Genomic DNA, 18,688 nt, shown 5'->3' with positions numbered 1-18,688 from the left:
AAATGTGCTTAGAAGTGCCTAAGACAGTAGTGTTCTGTGTCTATACCACTGAAAAAAGGCCAATAGAGCCAATATCGCAACAGGAAGAACTATCCCGACTTCACTCGGTATCACTTTATTGTTTGCAAGCTTTATCAGAAAAAAGAGAATTCCCCAGGTGAGCAACGTTGCCAGGATTGCACCAAATGTAAAAAGAGAAACATTCAAAAATCGTACACTCATTGGGACAAAGAAAAATATTATAACAATGAGACACGGAACAAAAAAAGGATAGATAAATATTTTATAAAGTGCTGACTTGATATTATCCGTATTAATGTTTTGTTTATTCAGTAAAAGCATAGCATCCACGGCATCTATAATTGTAAAGTTCACTTTTCCCTCATATACCTGGTCAAGCATTTTAGGGCGAAACCCTTCTAAAATTTTCAAATCTTTTGCTTTAGTGACTTTTATTCCGGGTGAGGCAAGAGACAAATCATCAGGCTTTGTAATAATGTCAGCCTGCCTGATAAACCAGTAGTTATCTATGTATCTGGCTGACTTGGCAACAACCACTTCTTTTAAAGACTCATTTGTAACACTAAACACACGAATATTCTTCGCAGTTTCCTGCAAAGGAAGCAGTTTTGAAAAATATATATACTTTCCCTTGTACGCAAAAAAAAGATCGCGTGTGGGACTTAAATATTGTGAATTCTTTTTAATATTTCTGGAAAACTCTTCTGCTCTGGCAAAATTCGACCACGCATGCAGCGCTATAAACAGAACAATAACAGCGGTAGAAACAAGAACAAAGGGACGCAAAACATCTACTCTTGAATATCCCAAAGAAAAGAATGAAACAAGTGCATTGGAGCGGATAAGATATATTTTTGTAGATATCATTCCAAATACCAGTGCGATTGGCAGTAAAATATCTATGGCAGAAAATGATTTGTACACCAGATAAATCAAAATAAGGTTTGCCGATGACTTGGATAAATCCTGGGCACTGCCCATATAGTCAAAACCGACAACAAACAGAACCAAAGCTATCAGTATAATCAAAAAATATTTTATATAGTGCCATGAAATATATCTGAATGCTAACATTCCATTGCCTTTTGGGAGTATTTGCACCGTGTCTCTTCCAATGAATGTGTCAGTAAAAACTCCACTGCATCACAACATTTATCTATCCATTCCGACAGACATTTTTGTTCTGTTGCACTGAAAGGGCTTAATACATAAGAGGCCACTTCTCCCTTATGCGCTGGTTTTGCTATGCCCATTCTTACTCTGACATATTCACGGGATATTTTTGAATCTATTGATTTAAGACCGTTGTGCCCGCCATGTCCTCCGCCTTTTTTAAAACGTAAGGCACCAAAGGGAAGATCCAAATCATCATGTATTACAACGACATCTTCGATTTTGTAAAACTGCTTTACTTTTACAACAGATTCTCCGGAAAGATTCATATATGTCAATGGTTTTAATAAAAAATGATTTTGAAATTTATAGAGTTCACCTTGAAATGATGAGGAGGAAATCTTACTGGCATTATGACGACGAATCAGTTCATCTATAACCATAAAACCGATATTATGGCGTGTAGCCTCATAGTCGGATCCAGGGTTTCCCAGCCCAACTATAAGCATATTGCTACTACTTAGCTTTGATAATACTTAGTACGGCAACACGGTCAGCATCTGTAAATTGTACATTTTCAGTTACTTCGATGTCACGAATAAGCTTAGCGTCGCCAATATCCATATCTGTTACATCAATTGTAATTGCTTTTGGTAAATCTTCAATCTTTGCTTTGACTCTCAAACGTCTTTTTGAAATATTTACAAGTCCTTTGTTTTTCACACCGATTGAATCACCGACCGCTTCAACAGGAACCATATAGTGTGTTACAACACCTGGCTGTGCCACCATTAAATCTACATGTAAAAGTTTTCCTGTTACCGGATGAGACTCATATGCCTGAACAACAACCTGCATCTCTTTTCCATCAATTGAAACAGGAAATGCCAATGTGTTTTTATTACGAACAGTACGGATATACTCATTTTCTTTAAATGCAGCATTGATATTTTCAAGCCCTTTTCCGTAAATATTCGCAATTAGATAACCATCACGGCGAAGCGCTTTTGTGCCCTTTTTGCCAATACTCTCTCTAACTATACCTTCTAACATATGAAGTCCTTTGTCTTTTAAAATAGGCGCAATTATACAGTTTTATGGATTAAACTTTACTTTAAATCAAAAATATCATCATCGTCAGAAGATATTTCAACTTTTGGCAGTTCATTTTCTTCAGCCATATCTGCCATTGTCCCGCTTATAAGTCCGTTCATTTTCAGTTCTACATCAGAAGCACTCGTCGCATTGTTAAGCGCTTCTTCTTTGGAAATAACACCTTCATTGTAGAGATCCAGAATAGCCTGGTCAAAACTTTGTGATTTGTAATGCTCTTTTCCTGCTTCAATTGCATCACGAATTTCGTAATCTCTGTTTTCCAAAATAAGTTTTTCAATTGTCGGAGTCCGTACCAGTACTTCAAGAGCGGCGCGGCGCTTTCCGTCTACAGTAGGTATCAGCCTTTGAGAAACTACTCCCTGCAAAACACCTGCAAGTGAAAGACGCACACGATTTTGCTCATCTGTCGGGAACTGGGCAATTATACGGTTGATCGTCTCTTTCGCATCCACTGTATGCAGTGTTGAAAAAACAAGGTGACCGGTGTCTGCCGCGTGCAGGGCAAGGTTTATCGTCTCCTGATCCCGCATTTCCCCTACCAGAATAATATCAGGGTCTTCACGAAGTGCTGCACGCAGAGCTGTTCCAAAAGAGAGGGTATCCTGGCCTACAGAACGCTGATTGATGATACAGTTTCTGTCCTTGTGCACAAATTCGATCGGATCTTCAATGGTAATTATATGCTTTTTCTTAGTAAGATTAATCTCATTGACAAGTGCTGCAAGTGTTGTAGACTTACCGCTTCCGGTCACACCCGTCACAAGAACCAAGCCTCTTTCTCTTTGTGTAAAACTTTTGACAATATCCGGTAAATAGAGTTCTTCAAATGAAGGAATTTTGATAGGAATCACACGAAATACTGCCGACACTCCGTCCATCTGAAAAAATATATTGACACGGAAACGATTGTTTTCATCATAAGGATATACCAAATCGAGTTCTTTTTTTTCAACAAACTCGGCAAAACGCCCTTTTAAAAGTTCTTTTGCAAATATCAGGGCATCCTCTTTTGTTAAAATACCACCGGAAAACTGGACAATATTTCCATTAATCCTTGCCCGAATTACAGCATTGGCCTTTACATGTAAGTCACTGCCTCCCACCTCAATCATTTTTTTCAGATGCAGGCGTATTTTTTTTAACTGCTCAAATGTCAGCTTACTGACATCAACCTCTGTATTCATAATGCCTCCAATATCTCTTGGAATGCTTTTTTAAATGCTTCCAAACCATCATCAATTTGCTTTTGCAGTACTTCATCCATTTTAACACCGGTATCTTCTATCTGTGTGAAATGTCTGTTAATGATTTTTTTATCAATCGGCAAAGCTGCTTTTTTTGAACCGTTATGCGCATGGAAAGCTTTTATGGTATCTACAGGGGCTGTATTGACACTGTTATACGCCAACAGTTTTTCGATGTAATAATAGGGCGGCAGAGAGTCGTCTTTTACTCCGGTACTGGCAAAAAGAGCCCTGCATCCCTCTACATTCATACTCTGTATCTCTTCATAGATGACAGAAGTATTGTATATGCCTGTCAATCCTGTTTCTATACCGTTTTCTTTTAAGAGTATATCAAGTGCCCGGTCGATTCTGCTGACAAAAATACTGATAACAGTAGGCACGCTTTTGCCATATATTTCACTTCCTTTTTCAAAAGCCTGCGCACAGTATATGGCTTGGGATTTTTTAAAAATCAATGTTGCGTTCACAGGGATTCCAACAGATGTCAACGCCTGCATCGCTTCATATCCGGCTTCTGTGGCCGGAACTTTTATCATAACATTTTCTCTGTTTATCGCCTTAAAAAGCCTTTTTCCCTCTGCAGCAGTTGCCTGTGCGTCATCACACAAAAAAGGATCAACTTCTATACTGACATATCCGTCATCCCCTTTGTCGTATAAGGGTTTTAAAATATCTGCTGCTTTTCGTATGTCATATATTGCCACTGCTTCATATTTTTCTTTTGGAGAAAGCGCATCCAGTGATGCAAGTTGCTCTTTGTATGCAGGAGAGCTTAAAATTGCATTCTTAAATATTGCCGGATTCGAAGTGGCTCCATTGATTATTTTTTTGTCTATAAGTTCTTTAAATTCTTTGTCCAGGTAATCTCTTTCTATAAAATCAGCCCATAATGAAAACTTCAAATCTTCTATATACATTTTAATTCCTACTGTTTAGTAATTTTTGAAATCTATTATAACCCAATCAATCTAAAATTAAGCTAGTTTCTTTGGTACTGTAAAATGAAATACAGTACTGTTATTTTCACTCTCAACCTCTATTGTTGTATGAAACTGTTTTTGCATTATCATTTGTGACATGTAAAGGCCAAGTCCTGTCCCATTCTTGCCTTTTGTACTGAAATAAGGTTCAAAAATAGAATCAATATGCTCTTTTTTTATCCCTCCCGCATTATCTTCAATTTCTAACTGCAAGGCATCTCCCCGGTTCTGTACACGAATAATTATTTTCGGATCTTTAATCTCTCTTGCAATAAGTTCATCAACGGCGTTATTTAAAATATTCAACAGTACCTGAATAAGTTCATTGGTATATGTATTGATAACTGCACTGTTTTTTTGCATATATAAAATTTTTATATATGTTTCTTTGAGTCTCGGTTTAGTAAAATTAATCGCTTTTTGTATCAACTCGTTTATCTCTATGGAATTTATCTCTTTTTTGGGATGAAAATAGGTTTGAAAATCATCAATCGTGGCCGAAAGGTAGGCAATAGTATTGTTTATCTCTTCAAAAGCGGTTTCATATTCTTTTTCTCTGATCTCTTTTCCCAACAGGCGTTTTATCTGTAAATTTGATATATTGAGGGTGACAGTTGAAAGAGGCTGACGCCATTGGTGGGCTATCATGCTTATCATCTCGCCCATAACCGCCTGTTTGGACTGTACAGACAATATTTTATCTTTTTTCGTCAGTTCATCCAGCTGCTTTTTGAGCATATTTTTCTGTTCAATGATTAAACTTGCCGCTTCATTCATACGCTTTTGATAAAAATAGATAATGATACTTACAAGAATAAGCACAAAAGAGATATACGTCACCTGAAACAGAGAATACGATACATGTACAAAAGGCTGTAGCGGTGCGATGAGCAAGAAAAACACCATTGCCGCAACCCAAAAAAACACATACCTGTCACTTCCAAAGTAGAGAAGAATAATAGGGTAGGTAAAAATCCATATATGTTTTAATTCTTCAGGCTTGCTCATATAAACCAGGAGTAAAAACAGTATACTGTACTGCAGAGTCATCAAAAAAGATATGACTTTAAAATACTTTTTATTGATACGTAAAGCCAACATGAGTCCAACAGCACTCAACAATAAGACAGTTTCTACAGGAATAAGCGCCGGCGTTGCTCTGAGAATATTTGCACTGATCCCAAAAATCAATCCGGCAAAAGAGAGTAAAAAAACAATATTCACCATTTGAAATTTATTTTTTAATTCACTTTCATCTTCTTTAAAATCCCAGCCACTGGTAAAAAAGTTCTCTAACAATTTGTTTTTCATGGTAAATATATCTTATCCTGCAGTTCTTTATACTCACTTTGTACATCACTGTCCAAAGTAATTCCACCGCCGCTTTTATAGAAGTACCCCTTGGCACTCTTTTGTATAAAACGTATCATCACACCGCTGTCCAGGCTGTTCCCGTCAAACACACCAAATACTCCACTGAAAAATCCGCGGGCATAGCCTTCAATATCTTCAATAATATTGACGGTACTTTTTTTGGGTGCACCGCTTATACTGCCCGCCGGAAGAAGTGTTTGCAATATTGTACCGAGTTCTTCCTGCCAGTTTACATGTAAAGAACCGCGTATATGGGAGCTTATCTGTAAAAGTTTCTTCTCTCCGGCTTCTATTGTCTGTATATAACGAAATCTCTCTACTGTAACATCAGAAGCGACCATGGAAAGATCATTTCTGAGCAAATCTACTATCATAATATGCTCAGCCATCTCTTTTTCATCGGCTAATATTTTTTTCTCGGCATTGACTTTGGCAGCATCAATAGTGCCTTTCATAGGAAAGGTATGAATCGTATTGTCGGCTATTTGTATAAATTTTTCAGGAGAAAAGCAGAGAAACTCATCTTTATAACGCAGTTTATAATGCGCATTTGCCACCCTGAACATCTCTTTTAAAGTAAGGTCTGTTTTTACAGGTGTCTGTTGGGTAAGATTGAGGATATAGGTCTCACCTGATTTAATCTTTTCAATAACAGCATCAAATTTTTTTTTATACTCTGAAAATTTTATGGGATCAGTCTGAAGAATATGCAAATGTTTTTTGAAACTGTATTTTTCGTTAATACAAAACTCTATATCTTCTTTTTCCAGGTCTTCAAGAAGAATTACCTCAACATCTTCCCCTTTAAAGTCACTTATAAACAAAAACGGCTTTTTCTGTTTTGCCAAAACATTTATTTTCTCAAAACTCATGCAATCAGTTTTTTGAGTATAGCCATTCGTATATTAACCCCGTTACTCACCTGCTCCAAGACCTTGCAACGCTTATCTTCGAGCATTGCATCACTGATATCGATATTTCGATGAACTGGTCCCGGGTGCAGGAGTATAATCTCTCTGTCTCCAATGAGTTCCTCCGTTATACAAAAATCGCTTGCATAGTCTTTTAACGAAGCGTAACTTTGCGAAGAGTGTCGCTCTGTCTGTGTACGAAGACTCATAATAGCATCCACCTCGTCAATAATCTCTGACAAATAATGAGTTGTTCTTAGACGGGTTTTTGGCAGAAAATGCGGTGGTGCCACCAAAATCACCTCCATTCCAAAACGTGTTAAAAGTTCTATATTTGAGTTTGCAACACGGGAGTTTTTAATATCTCCGACAATAGCGATTTTTTTTCCTTCAAGTGAGCCAAAGTGCTCCTTGAGTGTATACAAATCCAAAAGCGCCTGAGAAGGATGGGCATGGGCACCGTCGCCGGCATTGACAATGCTAGCCTTGGTATGCTTTGAAAGAATCTGGGGCACACCCGCATTTTCATGACGGACTATGATGGCATGTGGTCCCATAGCATCAAGATTCATTGCCGTATCTACAAGTGTTTCACCTTTTTTTGTAGAACTTTTTGCAACATCAAGATGCACTATTTCAGCACCGAGTCTTTTTGCGGCTATTTCAAACGAACTTTTTGTTCGTGTCGAATTTTCAAAAAAAAGTGTAATAATAATCTTGTCTTCTAAAATTCTTTCAAAACGGCCGTCACTGAATTTTTTTGCATCTGCCAACAACTTTTGTATCTCTTCTTTTGTAAAATCATCAGTGCGTATTAAATGCTGCATTTTTATCCTAAATTATATAATTTACAAATTATACAGGAGTTGGCTTATAGTGTCAATATCCTCTTGAATTTTCAACACACCAAATCCGCTTTTGTCAAAATAAGGCCGACTGATTTTATCAAAACCAGCCTCTTGATCCCGGCAGTTAAATCCAACTACATGCGCAATATTTTTATCTTCCAAAGCTTTTTTACTCAACAGAGTATCATTAATGCAGCCCAAAGAGCAGTGTGTTACCAGGAGTGCGGGTGCTTCAAACTCTGCTATCAGGTCAATAATCATATACTTTTCATCCACAGGCACATATAATCCGCCCGCCCCTTCGATTATCAATACATCACACAGTTTCTCAAGCTTTTGCACAGTTACATGTAATCTGCTCTTATCAAGCGCCTTACCGCCTGATGCGACAAAAGGAGCGGCAGGAAGCTCATATGATACAGGAACTATATCTTCTACATGTAAACCCAAAAACTCCGGATTTAATTTTTGCACCAATGTCAAAAGTTCACTTCCATCAGGATAAAAACCATCAACAACACCTGTTTCTATCGGTTTCATCACACCTACACGCAAACCTCGCGAAGCAAATGACTCCAGTAGAAGTTTTGTAGTATATGTTTTGCCTATATCGGTATTGGTAGCTGTTACAAAAATACGTTTTGCCAAATCTATTTCCTTTTTTCAAATTATATCATAGAAAACCAAACTATATATTGATAACCACTATCGATATTAATATATACTTAAGAAAGAGCATGCTACAATTTCAAAAATTGATACTAATTATCATTAAAAGGCTTCTTATGTCAGACACAATACTAAAATCAAAAATACAGACTCTGCTGCAGCAATCTGCTTATGACAAAAGTGTTAAACTCATTTGTCCTATTGTTAAAATACTTTCTATGAGATATCCATATCTTTCAAAAAATAAAATTTATACACTCACAAAGTCTCTTGTATAGCATGAAGATAAAAGAATATATCGGTTCTATTATAGCGAATGAAGGGTATGGCGTCTGTTATGAGCCGATAATTGAGTTAAAAAATATGGAAATATTTGCCTATGAGGCATTAAGCCGATTTAAATACGGAAATACTATCATATCTCCTTATGAATTTTTTAAGAGTATCCATCAAAATATTGAACTCTTTTTTTATGTTGAAACTGTTTTGAAAAAATTTCAGTTGCACCATCAGCCTCCCGGCAAAAAATTATTTTTAAATCTTGACCCTGATGTCGCTATCAGTGATCATCATGTTGCTTTTTGGATCGACTTTTTCCAAAATACCGATAATGTTGTTGTGGAAATTATAGAAAATTCTGATGAAGAAAATGCTCAGGATGTTGAAAATTTTATGGACTGGATGAATGAATATGAAATATCCTATGCCTATGATGACTTTGCCAAACCAAACAGTATCTATTTTACCTCTCTGTTATGCAGAGCGGATGTTATTAAACTGGATATAGATGTTTTAAAGAGAATCAAACAGCATCCCGCATATATAGAAGTGATGAAAGGTGTTGTCAACTATGCAAAAATCTCATCCAAAAAAACGATTTTGGAAGGTATTGAAAACAGCAATGATTTAAAAATAGCACAAGAGATGGGTGTTGACTATATACAGGGTTATCTTTTTAAAGAGAAGTTTATAAATATTTGGAAAAATGATGAAAATATATGCAGATGATCATCAGCACACTGCCAAATGGCAAGTGCTGAGAATAAAATTAGTTTGTATCTTGGTTGACAATTTTATTTGCTGAAATCCAAGGCATCATTTCACGTAACTTTACACCGGTTTGTTCAATCAATGAAGCACGGGCATTTGCTCTTTCTGCATTCATACGAGGATACCCGGCCTGACCTTCAAGTATAAAGTCTTTTGCAAATCTGCCGTCTTGAATCTCTTTGAGAATCTCTTTCATTGCCTCTTTTGATTCTTTGTTGATAACACGTTTGCCAGAAACATAGTCACCATACTCAGCAGTGTTTGAGATAGAGTATCTCATATCAGCGATTCCGCCCTCAAACATCAGGTCAACGATAAGCTTGAGTTCGTGAAGACACTCAAAGTAAGCCATTTCAGGAGCATATCCGGCTTCTGTCAATGTTTCAAAACCGGCTTGAACCAAAGAAGTAACACCGCCGCAAAGAACAGCCTGCTCTCCAAAAAGGTCAGTTTCTGTTTCATCTTTGAAAGTTGTTTCAATAATCGCAGTACGCCCGCCACCGATTGCAGAAGCGTAAGAGAGTGCCAACTCTTTTGTAGTTCCTGAAGGATCATTTTCAATAGCAATAAGATCCGGAATACCACCGCCGCGTACAAATTCAGAACGTACGGTATGTCCCGGAGCCTTTGGTGCAATCATAGTAACATTAATATCTGCAGCAGGAATAATACTCTTGTAGTGAATGTTAAAACCATGACCAAAAGCGATCGTATCGCCCGCTTTTAAATTTGGTTCAATCTCTTCTTTGTAAATTCTTGCCTGATCTTCATCAGGAAGAAGAATCATAACAACATCTGCTTTTGCAGTAGCTTCAGCAACTGTTAAGACCTCAAATCCTTTTGCCTCGGCTTTTGCCCAGCTTGCGCCGCCTTTACGAAGACCGACAACAACATCTACACCGCTGTCTCTAAGGTTTTCAGCGTGTGCGTGCCCCTGAGAACCAAATCCTATCATTGCAACTTTTTTGCTTCTGATTATATTAATATCACAATCTTTATCATAGTAAACATTTAATGCCATTACATTTCCTTGAGCTTCATGGGTATATCCCTTGAAAAATTTGTCGCATTATACTCTATTAATAGTAAAACTTTTATTATACTAAACTTATAACTTCTGTTAAATTATCTGAGTTAATCTCATACTCTGTATAATATGAAAAAATTTGGAGAAAAAATGAAAAAATTCAACCTTTTTAATGAAATCATTACAGTTGATAAATCGGAACTGCTTAAAGCAATAAACTCTGCAAAAGAGTACGGCATCAATATAGACGGAGCAATAAAATATGCGCCTTTTAACGAAACAGAAATCCTCATTTATCAGGGCAGGCATACACCTCTGCCGATGAATGCACTCTCATCGGCAAAAACACCTTCTCTTGCAGAAATATTTGGTAACAATTATCAAATCACCGAAAATGAACAGCAGGTACTTATAAAAGCATTTTCCAATTGGCAGGAGTTGATTAGAGTGAATACACCCCGTGCCTCCTATGATGATACAACAGGCGACGGTGTTGACAAATTTGCCGATGAAACACTTGAAGAGATAGGCTGGAATGCAACAGAATTTGACATAAACTACAGAACGCTTGTTGATATCCTTGAAAAAGAGTGTGAGGGAACACTGCTGTGCATAGAACAGGAAGATCCGTATAAATTCAGCGGACTGGGTTTTTTGGATGATAACACACATGCAAAAGAAATTCTTTTTTCCTACTGTCAAAATGAGATTAAAAAATTAATGAGCGAAAATCCTTTATATACAACAGAGAAACTTACTGACGATGAAAAAGAAGCAGCTGAGTATTTCAAATGTCTTTAAACAAACAAAAAATTACTATAGAGTATAAATACAGAGGATCAATAGAGTTCCCAGATACTCCTGAAGCGAAAGATATTTTTTTTAAAACAAAACAGGCCTATGCGAATCATGAAAAAATGAGCATAAACCTTCTGTTTTGTGATGCAAAACTGGCAAAATTAAAAAAGTATCAAAAAGGCGGCGCAGAAAAAGAGCTGCTGAACCTGGATTTTTATATAAACCTGGGTGAAATTCTGGGTTTTCCCACAAATGACGCCCAACAGTTAAAAAAGCGTATTCAAATTATCAACGACACGGCACATTCAAGTTTCAATATTACAAAAAGGCTCAAACTTATCAACAAAAAACAAAAATCACAGGCCAAACAAAGTTATCTTTTTTGGGATATAGAAAATTTTTCAAGTATTGCCTCGATTTTCAATGATATTATCGAGCCTTACAAAATTTCTGATACCAATATTTTTTTAGCAGCAAACCCTGATTCCCTCTATCTTAAACGAGCGGAATGGGAGGCAAATTTATATGATTACGGCAAAACACTCAACTCATTTAATTTTATGAAGTGTGATCATGGAAAAAATGTGGCAGATGATGTTTTACTGCAAAATTTTCAAGATGCCGGATTAAAAAATACAAATGTCTTTATTTTGACTTTTGACAGAGAATTAAAAGAACGTTTCAGCGAAATAACCCATCCAAGCAATAATCTTTTCATAATGGCTCAATAAGCTTTTCCTGTGGTTCGCCAAGGTAATACCCTTGCGCATATTCTATACCAATTTCTCTGACAACATCCAACACCTCGGCAGAGTGCACAAACTCTGCTATGACTTTTTTCCCAAGTTTTTTTGCAAATACCACAATTGTTTCGACAATCAAGCGCGAATTTTGATCCTGATGAATATTTTTAATCAGCGAACCGTCTATTTTCATATAATCACATGAAATACTTGTCATATATTGAAAATTGGCAAATCCGCTTCCAAAATCATCAATGGCAATAGATGCGCCTGATGCATAGACTTCTTTTGTAAAATCGTTTACGATATTTTCGTTCGTATACTCCTGTGTTTCCAGAATTTCTATTGTTAACTGCTTTGCAATACTATACTCTTTGATTTTTTCAAAAAGAAAATTTCGCATTTTTTCGCTGAATATGTCACTGAAAGAGAGATTGATGCTAAAGTCCAAACCGTTGCCGGCAAAAAAAGAAAATGTTTTTTCTATCATAATTTCGGTTATTCGAGGGTAGAGCCTTATTTTTTCACTGATTTCAAGAAAAAAATAGGGAGAAAGAATTTTTCCATCAGCTTTTCTCAGGCGTACAAGTGCTTCATATTTTTCAATTTTTCCTGTTTTTATACTAAAAATAGGCTGATAGTACGGAATAATGTCATCATTCTCTATCGCTCTTTTAATCTCATTTGCCATTTGCAGATTTGACTCATATTTTTTTGCAAGTTCTAAAGATTTATTGAAAATCAAATAGGGTTTGTGCGCTTTTTTCGCAGCTTTAAGCACCATATCGGCATTAGCCAGACCGGTTTTTTTCTCATTGATATATGCTGCTGAAACAGTCACCGAAACATGAATAACCTGATCTTTTACCAAAAACTCTTTTTGTTCTATATTACTTATAAGCTGTTGAATGGTATTTTCAATAACCGTATAGGTTTGTTCTTTATTTGAAATAATGGCAAACTCATCCGAAGGCAACTTAAATAACTCCATTCCCTCACGTTTTGTAAATTCGTGTAAATATTGCGACATTTTTACCAACACAGTATCGCCTACCGCATGCCCGTAAAAATCATTTATAGTAGTAAAATCATCAATATTTACCAAAAAAACTGTTTCACCCACACACTCATCTATCCTGTGAAGCAGACTCAATCTGTTTGGCATCTCTGTCAATTTATCAAAATATGCCTGTTTGTAGATAAACTCCGCACTTCTTTGCACTCTTTTTTCAAGTTCGGCATTTAACTCAGCCAACTCCTGCGATACGCTGTTTGCAAGGTTTGCAAGGGCATATTCTGTACTCACTGCGAAATCTTTTTTGTGTATAACACTTTTTCTGTGAACACTCTCGAGTGTTTTATTGCTTTCGCTTAGACCAAGCAGAGTAATGGATTCATTAAGCAAATCACTTTTCTGATTAGAAAAAAATTCTCCATAAGTAAAAAAACCGCTTATGTCGCCAAGCGTAGAGAGTCCTTCTAATTCATACTCTATATATTTTTCCATAAAACGTCTTCTTGCCATACAGGAGTAAACAAATACGGCTTCGGGTTGAAACTGAAGTCTGTCAAATATTTTATCCAGCTGATATTCACCACTTTTTAGCAGATTATCAACATTACCTACACCAAAACGGACTTTCTCACCCTCGTCAAGATTGCCGGCAAAGGTCAACGAACCGTCTTCGTGTTTAAACAGTACTGCCCTGCCTATGTTTACCCCGTCTTTTTCAAATATAAGTGGAAATTCTATACCGATTTTAGGAAGATTTTGAGCCAGTTCTTTGCCCATATATTTTGCATACATATCTACGGCGCTTATACCGTCTATTTCATACACTCTGTTTTTAACTGCTTTTGTAATTGTAAGCTTCTTGCCTATAGGTGTCCAGTCAAAACTGTAGTGGGTAAAAACATTCAATGCATCAGAATTCAAAGTAACACCGACTGCTCCATTCTCAGTAATATGCTTATTGTTAAATACAAAAGTTTTTTTGAGTTCTCCGTTGTCACCGGCCAACCCGCCTGAAACTACGATGTTTGGATTAATACTGTTAATGCCCTTTAGGAACTCTTCCCCGTTTGTGTGGAGTCCGTCAGCAAAACTGATGAGTGCTTTTGTATTGGGACGCAGAATTTTTCTTAGTAATTTTTTACCGCAGATATAGCTCATTTGTGTAGAATCGGCATGCTCTACAAGGATAGCCTTCAACTCTGTCTTTTCAAATTTCGTAAAGGTTACAACATGCTTTGATGCAATATAAATATCTGTATTGTGCAAGGCACCATCTGTTGTTGTCCCGATAATCGTAGTCTGGGGATAAGTTGTTGCAAAATAGTTTTGTATCTCTTTTATCTCTTGTAGATTATTATTTGCACAAAATATTTGTATAAGTGTTTTAGAGTCTGAAGCAAAAGGCTTCATTTTTTTTAATTCTGATATATTTTGAAACGTTATAGTTTTATTTAACATAGTTATATTGTAGTAAACTGAAGCTTTAATATCATTGACACCATAGCAAAGCAGTAGGAATATTGCTGTGAATGTTAATATATATCAGGGTTTTTAGAGGTGCCTTTAAGTTGTAAAAATCTTTGTAAAATAATCATTGCTGAAAGTGAGTCCACTCGACCATCGCGGATATATTTTATTTTACCTTTCATCATCTGCTCCGCTTCAAGTGAGCTGCCAGCTTCATCCTGATAAAAGATTTCTCCCTCAAAAGCAACCAGATTCATAAAATGTTCAATACGTCTGCGCATCTCATCTTCACTGCTCCCGCCCAGAGGAATGCCTATGACAACCGCATCAGCTTCCCACTCTTTTATGGCTTTTTTTACTTCCAGTGAAGCCTGGTTGCGGTTTTTTCTTATAATGGCGGGAAGAGGTGTAACGATCTCTTTATGTGCTGAATATGCCAATCCGATACGTTTGAGCCCCAAATCTATTGCAATATATTTCAAAACTATTTACCCAGACAAAAAGAGCCGAACATTTTATCAAGCATTTCATCATTTTCAAACGGACGGGTAATGCCTGCCATTGCCTTTACAGCTTCATTGAGATGAAAAGAAAATATTTCCAATTCCTGATCCTTGAGCGGTTCAAAAGCCTCTTGTATATTTTGCATTGTCGCTTCAACTGCAGAAATTTGACGCTCAGAGATAAGCATAATCTCATCACTTACATTATTTGAGTCCATAATTTCTTCAAGCTTTTTAACCAAAGCCGTCACATCACTCTTGGAATTCAATGCCAAATCAAAAGCCAAGCCCGGCAAGTCAAATTTTTCTTCCAGGTCTATTTTATTTTTAACAACAAGTATCTCTTTTTTTTCTTTGTTTGAGGCAATAAGTTTTACTATTTCTTTGTCTTGTGCATCTGCAACGCGCGAAGCATCAAACAAAGCTATAACAATATCACTTTCACGGATTGCCTCAAGGCTACGCTGTATTCCAATACGCTCTATTTCATCGTTTGATTCACGAATACCGGCAGTATCTACAATCCGTATAAGGTGTGTGCCTATTCTGACCTGCTCTTCTATTGTATCCCGTGTTGTGCCGGCTATATCACTGACTATCGCACGGTTATAATTAAGCAGGGCATTCAAGAGTGAACTTTTACCAACATTTGGCTTTCCGATAATAGCCACCTTAAACCCTTGCATCAATCCCTCTCTTGACTTTGAAGCAATAAGGGTTTTTTCGAGCAGTGCATAGAGTTCCTCAAGTTTTGACTCTATCTGTGCTACCAAATCCTGAGGCAAGTCTTCTTCTGCATAATCTATAGTAACCTCACTGTATGCCAGAATATGAATAATCTCATCTCTGACCTGCTCTATAAATTCTTTCAAAGAACCTTTCATCTGAGAAGCCAAAATTTTTGCCGCATCTTCACTTTTGGCTTCTATAAGCTGTGCTATGGCTTCTGCTTCACTCAAGTCAATTCTTCCGTTTAGAAAAGCCCGTTTTGAAAATTCACCGGCATTGGCAAGACGTGCCCCTGCTTTGAGTGTTGCTCTGAGAATACTCTGTGCAACTATAAAACCGCCGTGACACTGTATCTCTACAACATCCTCAGCAGTAAAAGAGTATGGTCCCTGAAAGTAAATAACTATCGCTTCATCAATAAGCTCATTTTCATTATTGTAAATATTTGTGAGTGTGGCATATCTGGGGATGAAATTCTCTTTACATGTAAGCTGTTTTGCTATTGTCAGAGCTTTTTCACCACTCAAACGAATAATAGCAATAGAGCCAATGCCATTTGCTGTTGCAATGGCAGCTATAGTTTCATTCATAGTCTAGTTGTTGTGGTAATCATTAATGATTATATATTTCAGACCGTCTTTTGTAGAACGGATAACTACGTATTTGTCCGGATACCGTTCACGCAACTCTTTGAGTGCAATTTGTACCAGTACACCGTCAAGTATTTTTGTCTGTGCCCGTCCGTCTCTGTCAATATTTTCATAAACATTTGTTAGGTATCTCCCAACCGACTCTTCCTGGTTTTTTAAAAACTCTGCTATCTCAAGACGTATTTGCAAACCATATTTTGTATTAATCCAATTAAACAGCATATAAGAGAGCGCCTTGTATCTATAGCCCTCTTTTCCTATAAGAAGTGCTGCATCTTCACCCTTAAACTCAACCAACAGTGTTTCTTTGTCATAGGCTGAAACTTCAACTTTTTCTATGTCAAAACAGATAAGAGCAAAGAGTTGGCTAATGTCTTTTTCAACCTCTGTAACAATTGTTTCTATATTTGGAGTATCGCTCACTTCTTCTATTGCTATGTCATCATATTCATCATCATAGTCTGCTGTATATGCAAGCCCGCTCGCCAAATCTTCTTCGAGTTCATCTTCATCCTGATCACTTACAAATGACGTAGGCATAATTGTATCGTTGAGCATTGTATGCTGTTGTATATCATCATTTGTATCCGGCAAAATTTCCGGAGCCTTTTGAGGAGTCTTTTGCGGTTCTTTTTCTTCTTTGGAAATCTCATTTTTTATTGTTGCAACTATTATAGCTTTCTTTTTAAAAAAGCCTAAAAAGCCACTGCTTGGAGCCTGTACAACTTCAACAGCCAGCTGCGTTACAGAGCAGTCCAGTGCAGTGGCTGCATCTTTGAATGCACCTTCCAGGGTTACTGCCTCAATCTTAATCATTACTTTTTCTCACTGCTTTTTTCAATTGCCGCTTTTGCATCTTTGGCATTTTTGAACTGCTGATTTACAATATACTGCTGTGCAATTGAGAACAGGTTGTTTGTAAACCAGTACAGCACCAATCCCGAAGGAAAAGTTACAAAGAAAAATGTAAATATGACAGGAAGATATTTGAATACTTTTTCCTGCATAGGGTCTGTAAAGTTGTTTGGTGTCATACGTTGCTGTAAAAACATAGACGCACCCATTAAAATCGGCAGCACATAGTACGGATCCATACGGGACAGATCGTTAATCCACAGAATCCATGGCGCACCCTGCAGTTCAACAGCATTCAAAAGTGTTCTGTAAAGCGCGAAAAACACAGGAATCTGCAATATCATAGGGAGACATCCGCCCAATGGGTTGGCACCGTGTTTTTTATACATCTCCATCGTAGCCGCATTGAGACGTTGCGGATCTTTTTTGTACTTTTCTTTGAGCTCTTTGAGTTTCGGTGCCAGTTCTTTCATTTTTTGCATAGAAACCATACCTTTGTATGTCAAAGGATAAAGTACAATTCTGATAATTGCCGTCAATGCAATAATAGCCCATCCCCAGTTTCCAAAAATTCCGTGTAACCAGGAAAGCAGTGCAAAAAGAGGTTTGGCAGCAAAAGTAAACCAGCCGTACTCTATAGCATTTGTCAGCATCGGATCAATCGCTTTAAGGACTTTATGCTCTTTTGGTCCGATGTATCCGTGTATGTTCTCTTCTTTGCCTGCTTCAAAGTAGACAACAGGGTTGTCATCTTTTCCGCGTTCAACGATGACATTGGTATCTTTTTGAAATCCATAGAGTATAATTGCAGTGTACTGATCAAACGATGATGCAAGTTTTACACCCTGAAATACTTTTCTTCCCTCGGCATCACCGTCTTCAATAATATGCACAACATCATCATCTGTATAGATGAGTGCACCGGCAACTGCCATAAGCTTTTTGGAAACCTGCGGTCTGTCTCCCAGATAAACATAATGTCTGACATCCTGCGATGTAGATATTTTTGCATCATAATGCCCATCTGCATAAAATGTCAGTATTTTTGTAACGGTAAGATTTGACAACTTTTGTGTCAGCGTAACAGTAACCGGCTTGTCGGATAGCTCTACACTGCTTACATTTGCACTATATGCCACTTTTGTAGCTTCATCATTAACAGCATCATCACTGAAACGGATATAAAGCGGTTTCGTTCCAAATTCCGGAATAACCTGTGCATGCAGATTATCATCATTTCTGAACTTTTCTTCAAGCAACTCTTTTGAAGAGATACGTCCGAGCGTGTCAATTTTTAAGATAAAATTCTTGTTTGTAATTGTAACGATGGTATTGGATATGCTTTTATCTGCTTTTTCCAATTCAGATACAGCATGTCCTGACGCCTCTTCTACTCGTGATGCAACATCTTTGTTCTGTGTATCTGTTAAAGACGCAGCATTTTCTGTTTTAGCATTCTCTGCTACCTTTTGTTCTTTTGGCGGAAATATCGCAGTATAGCCTACGAAAAAAATTATTGACAATAGTACGGCGACTATCAGTCTTTGGTTTGGTGACATTTTGTCTAACACA

At 37.1% G+C, this 18,688-nt stretch carries 18 protein-coding genes; 3 read left to right on the top strand and 15 right to left on the bottom strand.

The annotated features are described in order from the left end of the window. Positions 1–18: 18 nt before the first annotated feature. The 9 genes from ETP70_RS03040 to bioD are packed head-to-tail and all read right to left on the bottom strand — an operon-like array spanning position 19 to position 8,258. The gene (locus tag ETP70_RS03040; RefSeq protein ID WP_151899796.1) at positions 19–1,095 is read right to left on the bottom strand and encodes an LptF/LptG family permease; all 1,077 of its coding nucleotides are present in this window, start codon (positions 1,093–1,095) and stop codon (positions 19–21) included. Continuing rightward, entirely contained in the window at positions 1,089–1,643 is a 555-nt protein-coding gene (gene pth / locus ETP70_RS03035) for an aminoacyl-tRNA hydrolase (RefSeq protein ID WP_151899795.1), read from the bottom strand. Before pth ends, ETP70_RS03040 begins: the two co-directional genes overlap by 7 nt. Positions 1,644–1,650: 7 nt before the next feature. Next, the gene (locus ETP70_RS03030; RefSeq protein WP_151899794.1) at positions 1,651–2,187 is read right to left on the bottom strand and encodes a 50S ribosomal protein L25/general stress protein Ctc; all 537 of its coding nucleotides are present in this window, start codon (positions 2,185–2,187) and stop codon (positions 1,651–1,653) included. Between the two features lie 56 nt (positions 2,188–2,243). Next, entirely contained in the window at positions 2,244–3,434 is a 1,191-nt protein-coding gene (locus ETP70_RS03025) for a type IV pilus twitching motility protein PilT (RefSeq protein WP_151899793.1), read from the bottom strand. After that, positions 3,431–4,414 (bottom strand): transaldolase, encoded by a 984-nt coding sequence (locus ETP70_RS03020; RefSeq protein WP_151899792.1) that lies wholly within the window; start codon positions 4,412–4,414, stop codon positions 3,431–3,433. Before ETP70_RS03020 ends, ETP70_RS03025 begins: the two co-directional genes overlap by 4 nt. Before the next feature lie 57 nt (positions 4,415–4,471). Then, entirely contained in the window at positions 4,472–5,788 is a 1,317-nt protein-coding gene (locus ETP70_RS03015; RefSeq protein ID WP_230973299.1) for a sensor histidine kinase, read from the bottom strand. Then, positions 5,785–6,723 carry an aminodeoxychorismate synthase component I gene (locus tag ETP70_RS03010; protein ID WP_151899791.1) on the bottom strand — a complete coding sequence of 313 codons (939 nt, stop codon included), beginning with the start codon at positions 6,721–6,723 and terminating at the stop codon, positions 5,785–5,787. The genes ETP70_RS03015 and ETP70_RS03010 overlap by 4 nt, the downstream gene beginning before the upstream one ends. Further along, complete coding sequence (locus ETP70_RS03005; RefSeq protein ID WP_151899790.1) at positions 6,720–7,589, bottom strand: aspartate carbamoyltransferase catalytic subunit; 870 nt, start codon at positions 7,587–7,589, stop codon at positions 6,720–6,722. Before ETP70_RS03005 ends, ETP70_RS03010 begins: the two co-directional genes overlap by 4 nt. 21 nt (positions 7,590–7,610) lie before the next feature. Beyond that, entirely contained in the window at positions 7,611–8,258 is a 648-nt protein-coding gene (bioD, locus tag ETP70_RS03000; RefSeq protein WP_151899789.1) for a dethiobiotin synthase, read from the bottom strand. Between the two features lie 300 nt (positions 8,259–8,558). On the opposite strand from bioD, the gene ETP70_RS02995 reads away from it, so the two are divergent. Beyond that, a complete protein-coding gene (locus tag ETP70_RS02995) occupies positions 8,559–9,287 on the top strand; it encodes an EAL domain-containing protein (protein ID WP_151899788.1) in 729 nt (242 codons plus the stop codon). Between the two features lie 40 nt (positions 9,288–9,327). Here ETP70_RS02995 and ilvC read toward each other — a convergent pair whose 3' ends face one another. Next, positions 9,328–10,350: a ketol-acid reductoisomerase gene (gene ilvC, locus ETP70_RS02990; protein ID WP_151899787.1), complete on the bottom strand. Its 1,023-nt coding sequence runs from the start codon at positions 10,348–10,350 to the stop codon at positions 9,328–9,330. A 135-nt stretch (positions 10,351–10,485) separates the two neighbouring features. On the opposite strand from ilvC, the gene ETP70_RS02985 reads away from it, so the two are divergent. Both ETP70_RS02985 and ETP70_RS02980 read left to right on the top strand, forming a co-directional pair. Beyond that, positions 10,486–11,157, top strand: coding sequence for a hypothetical protein (locus ETP70_RS02985; protein ID WP_230973298.1), 672 nt, complete (start codon positions 10,486–10,488; stop codon positions 11,155–11,157). Further along, entirely contained in the window at positions 11,148–11,885 is a 738-nt protein-coding gene (locus tag ETP70_RS02980; protein WP_151899785.1) for a hypothetical protein, read from the top strand. Before ETP70_RS02985 ends, ETP70_RS02980 begins: the two co-directional genes overlap by 10 nt. Here the strand turns inward: ETP70_RS02980 and ETP70_RS02975 are convergent. The 5 genes from ETP70_RS02975 to yidC form a co-directional block, all read right to left on the bottom strand. Further along, complete coding sequence (locus tag ETP70_RS02975) at positions 11,869–14,370, bottom strand: bifunctional diguanylate cyclase/phosphodiesterase (RefSeq protein ID WP_151899784.1); 2,502 nt, start codon at positions 14,368–14,370, stop codon at positions 11,869–11,871. The two genes, ETP70_RS02980 and ETP70_RS02975, sit on opposite strands and share 17 nt — an antisense overlap. 74 nt (positions 14,371–14,444) lie before the next feature. After that, positions 14,445–14,861, bottom strand: a complete 417-nt coding sequence (gene ruvX, locus ETP70_RS02970; protein ID WP_151899783.1) for a Holliday junction resolvase RuvX — start codon at positions 14,859–14,861, stop codon at positions 14,445–14,447. Positions 14,862–14,863: 2 nt separating this feature from the next. Next, the gene (mnmE, locus tag ETP70_RS02965; protein ID WP_151899782.1) at positions 14,864–16,201 is read right to left on the bottom strand and encodes a tRNA uridine-5-carboxymethylaminomethyl(34) synthesis GTPase MnmE; all 1,338 of its coding nucleotides are present in this window, start codon (positions 16,199–16,201) and stop codon (positions 14,864–14,866) included. A gap of 3 nt (positions 16,202–16,204) precedes the next feature. After that, positions 16,205–17,077 (bottom strand): Jag N-terminal domain-containing protein, encoded by an 873-nt coding sequence (locus ETP70_RS02960; protein ID WP_151899781.1) that lies wholly within the window; start codon positions 17,075–17,077, stop codon positions 16,205–16,207. Next, on the bottom strand, positions 17,077–18,687 hold the full coding sequence (yidC, locus tag ETP70_RS02955; RefSeq protein ID WP_151899780.1) for a membrane protein insertase YidC: 1,611 nt from the start codon (positions 18,685–18,687) through the stop codon (positions 17,077–17,079). Before yidC ends, ETP70_RS02960 begins: the two co-directional genes overlap by 1 nt. Position 18,688: the final 1 nt, after the last annotated feature.

Source organism: Sulfurimonas hydrogeniphila, from assembly GCF_009068765.1.
Taxonomy (GTDB): Bacteria; Campylobacterota; Campylobacteria; order Campylobacterales; family Sulfurimonadaceae; genus Sulfurimonas; species Sulfurimonas hydrogeniphila.
Note: the sequence above shows the minus strand (reverse complement) of the source record. Positions and strands in the feature narration are given on the sequence as shown.